We start from the raw sequence: 11917 nt of genomic DNA on the forward strand, positions 1-11917 counted from the left end.
TACTTATTCAACCTAGACTATGTGTGCTTTTTGTCAGGTTTCATAATTCATTTCAAGATATCTTCATTTTTAGATAAAATCAAGATTTTTATCTAATTAATTATTATTTACTAATTTATATCTTAAGAATTTAGATTGTACTGTTAGTGAGCAGTATAAATCGCAGCGGTGGATTCTTAGATATGTTTTAACAAAAAGAATTAGAGGAAAAAATATGCCAGGACTTTTTGCTGCAAAAAAACTTAAAAAAAATAGACAAAATTTTAAGTGGAAAGATGTAGATTACAAAAGGAAAGCTTTAAGATTAGATGTTAAAGCTGATCCTCTCGAAGGGGCTCCTCAAGCTAGAGGAATTGTAATCGAGAAAGTAGGTATAGAAGCAAAACAACCTAACTCTGCTATTCGTAAATGTGTACGTGTTCAATTAATCAAAAACGGTAAACAATTAACTGCTTTCGCACCAGGTGACGGAGCTATTGGATTTATCGATGAACACGATGAAGTGATGATTGAAGGAATCGGTGGACCATCCGGAAGATCCATGGGGGATATTCCTGGAGTCCGTTGGAAAGTTTCCAAAGTTAATAACGTAGCTTTATCAGAAATGGTAAGTGGAAAAATAGAAAAACCTGTAAGATAAGGTGGTTATATTTATGAGTAAATTATTTGATAAATGGGATCTCGATGAAGTAACTGTTGAGGACTTAGGTTTAGTTAAATATATCTGCTTAGATGAAACTTTAGTTCCACATACTTCTGGAAGACACGTAAAAAGACAATTCGCAAAATCTAAAGTATCAATTGTTGAAAGATTAATGAATAAAATCATGAGAACCCATCTCAACTCCGGTAAGAAAAACAAAGCTTACAATATTGTTAAAGATGCTTTAGAAATTATTCACAAAAGAACTAAAAAGAATCCTGTTCAGGTTTTAGTTACTGCAGTCGAAAACACTGCACCACGTGAAGAAACTACCCGTATTAAATACGGTGGTATCGGTTACCAAGTTGCTGTGGACATTTCTCCACAAAGAAGGGTTGACCTTTCATTAGGATTCTTGACTAGAGGTACTTTACAATCTTCATTCAAAAACAGAAAATCTGTTGCTGAATGTTTAGCTGATGAATTAATTCTTGCTTCTGAAGAAGATTCAAGAAGTTTTGCTTTACAAAAAGCTGAAGAGAAAGAAAGAGTTGCTAAAGCAGCACACTAATCATATCATGTTTATTTAGGTGGTTATTTTGAGTAGAAGAGACAAAATGATTGCAAAAATCAAAGAATTAATGTACGAACCTGATCAAATCAGAAACATTGGTATCTGTGCTCACATCGATCACGGTAAAACCACTTTATCTGATAACCTTTTAGCAGGTGCAGGAATGATTTCCGAAGAGCTTGCTGGTGATCAAAGATTCTTAGATTTTGACGAACAAGAACAAGCACGTGGTATTACTATTGATGCTGCTAACGTATCCATGGTACACGATTACAAAGACAGTGAATACTTAATCAACTTAATCGATACTCCAGGTCACGTTGACTTTGGTGGGGATGTAACTCGTGCAATGAGAGCTGTAGACGGTGCTGTAGTAGTAGTTTGTGCTGTTGAAGGTATCATGCCTCAAACCGAAACTGTATTCAGACAAGCATTAAAAGAAAATGTAAAACCAGTTTTATTCATTAACAAAGTTGACAGATTAATCAACGAGTTAAAATTAGAACCTGAAGAATTACAAAACAGATTCATCAAAATCTTCATGGAAGCTAATAAATTAATCAAAAACATGGCTCCTGAAGACAAGAAAGAAGAATGGAAATTAGATTTCACTGATGGTAGTGTAGCTTTCGGTTCAGCATATCACAATTGGGCAATCAATGTTCCAACCATGCAAGAAACTGGAATCAACTTTAAAAATATTATTGAATACTGTAACGCTGACAATGAAAAAGAATTAGCTCAAAAAGTACCTTTATCTGATGTTTTATTAGGTATGGTAGTTGAACACTTACCTTCCCCTAAAGTAGCTCAAAAATACAGAGTACCTAACATCTGGGATGGAGACATCGAATCTCCTGCTGGTGAAGGTATGATTTCCACTTCTCCTGACGGACCTTTAGCTGTAATGGTTACCAATGTATCTGTAGACAAACACGCTGGTGAGATTGCAACCGGTAGGGTTTACGGAGGAGCTATTGAAAAAGGTACAGAAGTTTACATGGTCGGTTCTCACGGTAAATCCAGGGTACAGCAAGTAGGTGTATACTTCGGACCTGAAAGAGTTAACACTGACAATGTTCCTGCAGGTAACATCGTATACATTGCTGGTGCTAAAGGAGCTATTGCTGGTGAAACCTTATGTTCACCTGATCACAAGATTAAAGAGTTCGAAGGATTAGAACATATCTCTGAACCTGTAGTTACTGTTGCTGTAGAAGCTAAAAATACTAAAGACTTACCAAAATTAATTGAAGTATTAAGACAAGTGGGTAAAGAAGACCCTACTGTAAAAATCGATATTAACGAAGAAACCGGTGAACACTTAGTATCCGGTATGGGAGAACTTCACTTGGAAGTTATCGGTTACAGAATTGGAGAAAAAGGTGTAGACATCACCACTTCCGAACCAATTGTTGTATACAGAGAAACTGTAAGACAATTATCTCCACAAGTTGAAGGTAAATCCCCTAACAAACACAACAGATTCTACATTACTGTTGAACCTATTGAACCAAGCCTCTTCGAAGCAATCCAAGATGGTAAAATTAAAGAAGGCAGAGTTAAAGGTAAAGAAACTGCTAACGACTTCATGGAAGCTGGCTTAGATAAAGAAGAAGCTAGAAGAGTATGGGCTGTTCACAACAGAAGTATCTTCCTTAACATGACTCGTGGTATTCAATACTTGGATGAAGTAAAAGAACTCTTACTTGAAGGATTTGAAAATACCTTAAAAACCGGTCCTTTAGGAGAAGAGATTTCCATGGGATTAAAATTCAAACTCAATGATGCAAAACTTCACGAAGACGCAGTTCACAGAGGACCTGCTCAAGTATTGCCTGCTATCAGAAACGCTATTTTAGGTTCCATGATGCTTGCAGAACCTGCATTACTCGAACCTATGCAAAAAGTAGTTATTGACACTCCTAATGATTACATGGGTTCATGTACTCGTGAAATCCAAAACAGAAGAGGTCAAATTGTCAACATGGGTCAAGAAACCGGAGATATGGCAAGAATCGAATCTAAAGTGCCTGTAGCTGAAATGTTTGGTTTTGCTGGAGATATCAGATCTGCTGCTGAAGGTAGATGTTTATGGTCTACTGAACTTGCAGGATTTGAACCGCTCCCACGTGAAATGCAACATCAAATTGTAAAAGAAATCAGACAAAGAAAAGGTTTATCCGAAGAGCCTTTCCCAGCAAGTCACTACTTAGGAGATTTCTAAAATTAAAATTTTTTAATTTTTTATATTTTTCATTTAAATTTTTAAAAAAAACATTATCTATTTATATGTTAAAGTATAAAATTAAATTTAAGCTATCATTTAAGCTTATAGATATTGTTTGTTAATATTACAAAAGAGGTTATTATAATGGCAAAAGAAAAAGAACATCTTAACTTAGCATTTATTGGACACGTTGACCACGGTAAATCCACTTTAGTTGGACACTTATTATTAAAAACCGGTGCAATCGCTGAACAACAATTAGATGACGGAGAAAACAAATTCAGATTTGTTATGGACAAATTAGGAGAAGAAAGAGAAAGAGGAGTAACTATTGACTTAGCTCACCAAAAATTCTCCACCAAAAAATACGACTACACTGTTGTAGACTGTCCTGGACACAGAGACTTCGTTAAAAACATGATTACTGGTGCTTCCCAAGCAGACGCTGGTGTTTTAGTTGTTGCAGCAGACGACGGTGTAATGCCTCAAACTAAAGAACACGTGTTCTTATCCAGAACTTTAGGTATCAACCAATTAATCGTTGCAATCAACAAAATCGATTTAGTTGACTACTCTGAAGACAAATACAACGAATTAAAAGAAGAAGTAGCAAACTTAATTAAAACTGTAGGATTCAACCCTGAAAACGTACCTTTCATCCCATTATCTGCATTTGAAGGGGACAACATTATCGATGCTTCTCCTAACACTCCATGGTACAAAGGAGACGACTTAGTATCTGCATTAGATAAATTAACTCCACCTGAAAAACCTACTGACTTACCTTTAAGAATTCCTATCCAAGATGTTTACTCCATCACTGGTGTAGGAACCGTACCTGTAGGAAGAGTAGAAACTGGTGTAATGAAAAAAGGTGAAAACGTTATCTTCGAACCTGCTGGAGCTTCCGGTGAGGTAAAATCTATCGAAATGCACCACGAACAATTCGACGTCGCTGAACCTGGTGACAACATCGGATTCAACGTAAGAGGTGTAGGTAAAAACGATATCAGAAGAGGAGACGTAGCAGGACACACTGACAGTGCTCCTACTGTTGCTAAAGAATTCGACGCACAAGTTGTTGTTTTACAACACCCTGGTGTAATTACCGTTGGATACACTCCTGTATTCCACTGTCACACTTCTCAAGTAGCATGTACTTTCTTAGAATTATCTAAAAAATTAAACCCTGCTACTGGTGCTGTTGACGAAGAAAACCCTGACTTCTTAAAAACTGGTAATGCAGCAATCGTTAAAATTAAACCTACCAAACCAATGTGTCTCGAAAACGCAAAAGAAATCCCTCAAATGGGTAGATTTGCTATCAGAGATATGGGTCAAACTGTTGCAGCTGGTTTATGTCTTAACATTACCCCAGCAAAATAAGTTTGTAAACAATAACTAGAAAGTAATTTTTTACTTTCTTTTCTTTTTGTTTTTTGGAGGAAATTAAATGAATCAAGCAAGAATTAAGCTTACAGGAACTGATCCAGAAAAATTAGCATACGTATGTGATCAACTTAAAAAAATCGCTGAAAGAACTGGTGTTGACTTATCTGGTCCTATCCCATTACCTACTAAAAAATTAGTAGTGCCTACAAGGAAATCTCCAGATGGAGAAGGTAAAGCTTCTTGGGAAAAATGGGAACTCAGAATTCATAAACGTTTAATCGGTATTGGAGCTGACGAACGTGCTATGAGACAAGTAATGAAAGTTAACGTTCCTGATAATGTAAGTATTGAAATTGAACTTAAAGGATAAATATTTAGATATCCTTCTAAATATTCCTTTTCATATGCCGAGATAGTCTAGTCTGGTAAGGCGCAGGACTTGAAATCCTGTGGAGTAATATCCGCCTGGGTTCAAATCCCAGTCTCGGCGTTATATATAATCTATTTTTTAAAAAAAGTTTTTTAATTTAATGTCTAATTCATCTAAATTAGATACTATATTATTTTTATCCAATTCTTTTATTTGTGGCCTTTGAATCATTATTATGGCTATATCCTTTTTATTAGCAGCTTCTATTTTTTCTATGACTCCGCCTATTTCACCGCTTTCTTTGGTAATCATGACACTGGCATCATATCTTTCAATCAATTCGATGTTTTCATCTGTAGTTGCCGCACCGGTCATCGAAATTAAATGGTCTTCGCTTATTCCAAGGTTTTCGCATTTTTCAAGGGAACTAGCTACTTTTAAAATCCTTGGATAGAATCTTTCAACTGGAACGTATTTGACTATGTCGGCCATGGTGTTGGCTCCTGCAAAATGCAGAACATTTCCCTCAGTGAAATCTTCAGCTATTAATTTTCCCGCTTCGTCAAATGAATCTACATAATGAATCCGTGATGTATCCACATTTTCAAGGTTGGTGGTAGGTCTTTCAAAGCGAATGAATGGCAGGTTTAATTCATTGGCTATGCTTACGCTGGTTTGTGTGATATGCTCGGCAAACGGATGGGTTGCATCGATTAACAGATCTATTTTGTAGTCTTTTATCACTTCAATCAAATCTTCTTTTGGAAGCGGGCGAGCTATAGTGTCATCACTTCCGCCTTCACGGGCGAGTCTTGCACCATATTCTGTTGTGGTTGTTGTTAATATATAAGCATCATAATTATCTTTCACATGTTCGATAATGTTTATGGAGTCTTTTGTACCTCCTAACAATAGTATTTTCATTTTATCACTTTGTCCATTATTTTTTGGGCTATTAAGATTGTTGAAGCTACAAGAACGATAATCACCCAATCAATTGCACCAATAGATGTGGTTCTGAATATGACTTGCAGTTGCGGGACATATAGGATTAACAATTGAAGCAAAAATGAAATTATGATGCCAAAATACAGGTATTTACTTGATTTTTCAGAGTTCGCCCTTCCATTGAAAGCGTTCAGCAATTGATAGACTACAAACAATGTAAATGCAACTGTCATCGCTTTGGTTGTCGGGACTCCTGAGTAGATTTCATAGCTGAATACTGCAATTGTTCCTATTGCCATCACAATGCCTAAGAACAGTATTTGAAGCAATACGTTTTTGGTTAAAATGTCTCCTTTTTCCGGAGGCCTTTGCATTATATCCTTTTCAGCACCTTCAATTCCTAACATCTGAGCTGGAGGACCATCCATTACGATATTGAGCCATAAAAGTTGTGCAGGGTTAAATGGCAGTGGCAGGTTCAGCAGGCTTGTTCCGACAATTGTCAGTATTGCTCCGACATTTGTTGAGACCTGGTATTTGACGAATCTTTTGATGTTGTCATAGATTTTACGTCCGCCTTCGATAGCCTTTACGATTGTTGTAAAGTCGTTGTTTTGCAAAATCATGTCTGACGCTTCTTTTGCAACGTCAGTTCCATCGCCCATTGCAACACCGATTGATGCCTTTTTCAGTGCTGGAGCATCATTGACGCCGTCACCGGTCATTGCAACAATATTGTCCAATTTTTTAAGGGTTTCAACGATTCTCATTTTCTGAGCTGGTTTTACCCTTGCATAGACTTGAATGTCATTCACGATACTTAAAAACTCTTCGTCTGAAAGATTGTCCAGGTCATTGCCGTTCAATACTTTGCCATCTGTCAATATTCCTAAGTAATTTGCAATTGCTCTGGCAGTTTTTTCATGGTCTCCTGTTATCATTACTACTTTTATTCCTGCATTCATGCAGTCATTTACAGCTTTTTTGGCGGTTTCTTTTGGAGGATCAATTAGTCCAAGCAGTCCAGTGAATGTCAGATTTGATTCTGTCAGGTCCTCATCATCAATCTTGTATGCAAATCCGATTACCCTTAGGGAATGTGAGCTCATTTCACTAACTTTTTCAAGTAATGTTTCCTTTGTTTTGCTGTCAAATATTTCAATAGTTCCTTCATTATCTATGTATTTGCATAAGTCTAGAATTATTTCTGGAGCACCTTTTGATAAAACGATATTATTTCCATCCTCTAGTCTATGTATAGTAGACATCATTTTACGATTGCTGTCAAGTGGGATTTCATCAATCCTTTTCAGACTTGCATCCGAATCAATGCAAAATTTCAAGATGGCTCCATCAGTCTGGTCTCCAATTGTCTTTCCATTGTTAATAACTGCATTGTTACACAACTTACCAATCAGGCAGGTTTTATCTTTATTTGTGTAAAAGCTCTCGACTACAGTCATTTTATTTTCGGTCAATGTGCCTGTTTTATCACTGCAGATTACTGTACATGAACCTAAAGTTTCAACTGACAGCAGCTTTCTGACAATAGCTTTTGATTTTGCCATTTCGCTCATTCCCAAAGCCAATGTTAATGTTAAGACTGCAGGAAGGCCCTCAGGAATTGCAGCAACGGCAAGTGATACTGCAGTCATGAATGTCTCTACAAGAGGCACTCCTTTAAGGAGTTCTAAAATAAATATGGCGATACATACAATAATTGCGATTATTGATAATGTTTTTCCAAGTCTTCCCACACGTTTTGCAAGCGGGGTTTCTTCATCGGCCTCTTGAACGATTTCGGCAATTTTACCTATTTCCGTTTTCATTCCAATGTCTGTCACGACGCCTAGAGCATTGCCTGAAAGAATATTGGAATCCATGTAAACCTTATCATTGGCTTCTTTTTTAACAGCTTCAGATTCTCCAGTAAGACCGGATTCATCACAGCTTAAACGTTTAGCATCAATTAAAACCAAATCAGCGGGAACCTTATAACCTTCCTCTAAAACTACAATATCTCCAATGGTTAAGTATTTCGCATCTATTTCGGCTATTTGATTATCCCGTTTAACTACTGCTTTTTTTGTAATCAGGTCTTTAAGACTTTCAACAGCTTTTCGTGATCTATATTCCTGAATAAATCCGATAATAGTATTCAGTAAAACAGCAAGAATGATTACTCCTGCATCAATAATGTCTCCGATTGCAAGAGCGGCAATTGCAGCAATGATTAAAAGAGCAATTAAAATATCCACAAATTGGGATAAAAACAATATAATTAATGGTGTAGGTTTTTTCTCGTCTATTTCATTTAGACCATATTCAATCTGTCTTTTTTGAACTTCATTACTGTTCAGCCCATCGAGTGATGTGTTGTATTTGGATAGTATGTCACTCATCAAATCACCTTAAAACGTAAAAACTTGCCCTTTTGAAGTTTTTTAATTTCATTTTAACTTTACCAGTATTTAAATCTTCATTTGTCAATGGCTTGATAATCAATTGTGAGTCTATTTCCTGCGCCAATTTTACGAGATATGGTTGAAGTTCACTTGGTGGCCTAATTGAATATATAATATCAATTCCATCGTATAATTCCAGATTAGGCTTTGTAATGTCATCTTTCAACACTGTGGCATCAGCAGGATTGATGTCCGTTTTAATGAGAGTAATGTTGTCTTGCTTTTGTAGAATGTCTGCAATTTGGCTGAATTTACCAATGCCGACTTCAGCCATTTTAACCTCTTGGTTTCTACATTCATTTAAGATATATTCTGCGAAATCTTGCCACATGTTTTTCCTCGAATAAATATTTAATTAACCAAACTATTAAATACATTGTTTTTTAAATTTAACTTTTGTATGAAAGTTAGAAAGTTTGTTCCAAATGATTTAAAAAGAGTTTATGAAATTGAAAACATGTCATTTAACCACTCTTATGGAATAAACATGTTCCAACAGCTTTATAATATGGGTGTTGGATTTTTGGTGGCTGAAGAAGAAGGATATGTAATCGGTTATGTTATTTTTTGGGTAAAATATGAGTTTCAAGGCCACATAATTTCGATAGCTGTTGATAAGAACTACCGACGTTTAGGTGCAGGGACAGATTTGTTGGTTAGAGCCATTGCCATCTTATCTTTACTGGACATTGATACAATTTATCTGGAAGTGAATGAGAACAATCAAGGTGCAGTCGAGTTTTACAGGCAATTTAATTTTAAAATTGACAGGGTAGTTCCGGGATATTATGATAACGGCGATGGTGCTATTGTAATGTATCTGCCCTTAAGGAAGGGTAAAGTTTCCCATGATTAACTGTTTATAATTTGAAAATGTTTCAGGCGGAATCATTCCGGTAAAGTAGAAGACTCCAATTAATACTATATAAAATGCAAAGATAGCCAGTTGGATAATACCATGTTTTCTAAGTGTCGCATCTTTTCTTGTGATGAGGTAAATGGCAATAATCAAACCTAAAAGCCCGCCCAATACTGAGAAGATATATCCAAAGATGACTAGCCATTTCATCCATCCGCTGGTTGATGAGGTTGCATTTCCCACTGTGGTTTTTTTGATAATTACGGGATTCGCTCCAGTTTTATGCGCTATGAATTGATTTTTAAATAGCAATGGAGTTCCGCATTTAACACAGAAATCAGCTTCCTCCGGATTTTCAAATCCGCATAATGGGCATTGATGTTCCTGGTGTATGATGTTTTCAAATTCAAAACCACATTTTATACAGAAACCATATTGATCATCGCATGTTGAGCCGCATTGCGGACATCTTCTTAAAACCATATTATCACTTAATTAAATAATTTACTGCTATTGTTTATATACTTTTATATATTTGTAAAATATATTAAAATTAATGATTGAAAAAATAGAAATTACGCAAAGATTTAATTTCAAACGTTTAAATCGTCATTATGAATGTTTCACGATAGATTTTTTAAATAATTCTGCATATTATAAGATTTCCGAACGTGGAAGCGGCGATAAGTTTTTAAGCGAAAGCAGTCTTTGCGATGATTCCTGGATTGATATTCTAGTTGATTTGCGTCGAAGGATGACTAGTGAAATTCATCGTTTCAGTTTTGAAGAGGCTGATAAATTTTTAGTCGAATTCAATGAGTTAAATTTATTCAATGATTTTGTATCCGAAGAGTTTTCTTATTTTGAAAAGCTTGAGCTAATTTATTCCTGCCAGATCATTATCTATTCAAGCGATAATTTTGAAGAGTATACATTTAAAAATAATTTTCCGGCCAATTGGGTTCGTTTTGGAGAGATTCTAAATGAACTGTTTAACTTTGATGTCCTTCATTTGAACTACCAAAAGCAGATGGTAACTCCTCTTTTTTATGATGTCGGGCCTGATGGAGTTTATCTTGATGGGGAGAAGCTAAAGATTAAAACGATTGAGTTTGGCCATTACCGGACCTATCCATATGACATTCCAAAGCCACGGCTGATTGTCGATTTTGAAAAGAAGAGAATTGAAGGATATATAGACAAAAATCTGTCCTTGAGTGACGAAGAGCTCATTTCAAATCTTTTGGCAAAGTATCATGTTTACATGTGGATTTTCGATGAATATCACAATAAGTCAAATGCACGTGACCCTGATGATTTGGAGGGCTATGACTGGTATTTGGAGATTGTCTTTGTCGGTGACGTCATCTGGCATATATTCGGATACAATGACTATCCCGATACCTATGTTCATTTGGGTCATGAGATAATTGACATTACCGGAATGGACCTGTTAGAGTTGAATACGATTGCTGATGGGGACATGGAATTATTTGAAAAATTTGGAAGTGAAAAGTTAGAATAATTTTCTTATTTTAAAAATTCTCATTAAAATACAGTGTTTTTCATTAATTATTTATATATTAACGAACATATACTTTTATATTATATTAATTTAATGATTATAGGGATAACATGTCAGAAGTATCATCAAAAGAATTATATGAATTTAAGAAAACCTTAAAGGAATTAGCTGAAAAAAGAGGTAGAGGTACTGAGCTTGTTTCCGTTTACATTCCACCAACCAAACAGTTAAGTGATGTTGGTAAGCATATGCGTGATGAAATGGGTCAGAGTGCTAACATCAAGAGTAAACAAACAAGAAAGAATGTACAGTCAGCTATTGCAGTTATTTTGGAAACTATCAAATTATACAAGCAACCGCCTGAAAACGGTTTGGTCATTTTTGTGGGAATGATTCCAAAAGGCGGTCCAGGTACTGAAAAGATGGAAAAATACGTTATAGAACCGCCTGAACCGGTTACAACCTATTGGTATAAATGTAATAATGAATTTTTCGTTGAGCCTTTGGAGTTCATGATTGAAGAGCGTGATGTTTATGGTGTTGCCGTTATTGATAGGAATGAAGCAACATACGCTACTTTAAAAGGTAAAAAAGAAACAATTCTCGGTCATTTAACCAGTGGTGTTCCGGGCAAGCATAAGGCAGGGGGTCAATCTCAAAGAAGGTTTGACCGTGTTATTGAGGATCTTGCTCACCAATTCCTTAAACGTATTGGGGACAATATGAATGAAGCTTTCCTGCCTTTGAAAGATGATTTGAAAGGCATTATTCTCGGAGGTCCAGGTTTCACTAAAAAGGATTTCTACGAAGGCGATTATCTTCAGTATGAACTCAAAGACAAAATCATAAGTATTGTTGACACTTCCTATACTGGTGAGGAAGGTATTCGTGAAGTTATTGCAAGGGCTGCC

At 35.9% G+C, this 11917-nt stretch carries 12 protein-coding genes and 1 tRNA gene; 9 read left to right on the forward strand and 4 right to left on the reverse strand.

Annotated elements, in window-relative coordinates; all coding sequences use genetic code 11:
• The first annotated feature begins 214 nt into the window (after nucleotides 1-214).
• From ACKI3D_RS06785 to ACKI3D_RS06810, 6 genes are all read left to right on the forward strand, one after another.
• Nucleotides 215-640, forward strand: coding sequence for a 30S ribosomal protein S12 (locus tag ACKI3D_RS06785; protein WP_004033029.1), 426 nt, complete (start codon nucleotides 215-217; stop codon nucleotides 638-640).
• Between the two features lie 13 nt (nucleotides 641-653).
• Nucleotides 654-1214, forward strand: coding sequence for a 30S ribosomal protein S7 (locus ACKI3D_RS06790; protein ID WP_407393167.1), 561 nt, complete (start codon nucleotides 654-656; stop codon nucleotides 1212-1214).
• Between the two features lie 28 nt (nucleotides 1215-1242).
• Nucleotides 1243-3444, forward strand: coding sequence for an elongation factor EF-2 (locus ACKI3D_RS06795; RefSeq protein WP_407393169.1), 2202 nt, complete (start codon nucleotides 1243-1245; stop codon nucleotides 3442-3444).
• Nucleotides 3445-3591: 147 nt separating this feature from the next.
• Nucleotides 3592-4833: a translation elongation factor EF-1 subunit alpha gene (gene tuf, locus ACKI3D_RS06800; protein WP_407393170.1), complete on the forward strand. Its 1242-nt coding sequence runs from the start codon at nucleotides 3592-3594 to the stop codon at nucleotides 4831-4833.
• Between the two features lie 67 nt (nucleotides 4834-4900).
• The gene (gene rpsJ / locus ACKI3D_RS06805) at nucleotides 4901-5209 is read left to right on the forward strand and encodes a 30S ribosomal protein S10 (protein WP_042691424.1); all 309 of its coding nucleotides are present in this window, start codon (nucleotides 4901-4903) and stop codon (nucleotides 5207-5209) included.
• 36 nt (nucleotides 5210-5245) lie between these two features.
• A tRNA-Ser gene (locus ACKI3D_RS06810) sits at nucleotides 5246-5329 on the forward strand.
• Nucleotides 5330-5347: 18 nt separating this feature from the next.
• Here the strand turns inward: ACKI3D_RS06810 and cobK are convergent.
• The 3 genes from cobK to ACKI3D_RS06825 are packed head-to-tail and all read right to left on the reverse strand — an operon-like array spanning nucleotide 5348 to nucleotide 8953.
• A complete protein-coding gene (gene cobK, locus ACKI3D_RS06815) occupies nucleotides 5348-6133 on the reverse strand; it encodes a precorrin-6A reductase (RefSeq protein WP_407393172.1) in 786 nt (261 codons plus the stop codon).
• Entirely contained in the window at nucleotides 6130-8559 is a 2430-nt protein-coding gene (locus ACKI3D_RS06820) for a cation-translocating P-type ATPase (RefSeq protein ID WP_407393174.1), read from the reverse strand. Before ACKI3D_RS06820 ends, cobK begins: the two co-directional genes overlap by 4 nt.
• 4 nt (nucleotides 8560-8563) lie before the next feature.
• On the reverse strand, nucleotides 8564-8953 hold the full coding sequence (locus ACKI3D_RS06825; protein ID WP_407393176.1) for a UPF0146 family protein: 390 nt from the start codon (nucleotides 8951-8953) through the stop codon (nucleotides 8564-8566).
• Between the two features lie 69 nt (nucleotides 8954-9022).
• Between ACKI3D_RS06825 and rimI the strand changes: the two genes are divergently transcribed.
• Entirely contained in the window at nucleotides 9023-9478 is a 456-nt protein-coding gene (gene rimI / locus ACKI3D_RS06830) for a ribosomal protein S18-alanine N-acetyltransferase (RefSeq protein WP_407393177.1), read from the forward strand.
• On the opposite strand, the gene ACKI3D_RS06835 is transcribed toward rimI, so the two are convergent.
• Nucleotides 9449-9964: a zinc-ribbon domain-containing protein gene (locus ACKI3D_RS06835; protein ID WP_407393179.1), complete on the reverse strand. Its 516-nt coding sequence runs from the start codon at nucleotides 9962-9964 to the stop codon at nucleotides 9449-9451. The genes rimI and ACKI3D_RS06835 overlap by 30 nt on opposite strands.
• Before the next feature lie 73 nt (nucleotides 9965-10037).
• Between ACKI3D_RS06835 and ACKI3D_RS06840 the strand changes: the two genes are divergently transcribed.
• Entirely contained in the window at nucleotides 10038-11006 is a 969-nt protein-coding gene (locus ACKI3D_RS06840) for a hypothetical protein (protein WP_407393181.1), read from the forward strand.
• Between the two features lie 110 nt (nucleotides 11007-11116).
• Nucleotides 11117-11917: peptide chain release factor aRF-1 (gene prf1 / locus ACKI3D_RS06845; RefSeq protein ID WP_407393182.1), on the forward strand; the 801-nt coding region annotated here is incomplete at its 3' end.

The organism is Methanobrevibacter sp. (assembly GCF_045586545.1).
Lineage (GTDB): Archaea > Methanobacteriota > Methanobacteria > Methanobacteriales > Methanobacteriaceae > Methanocatella.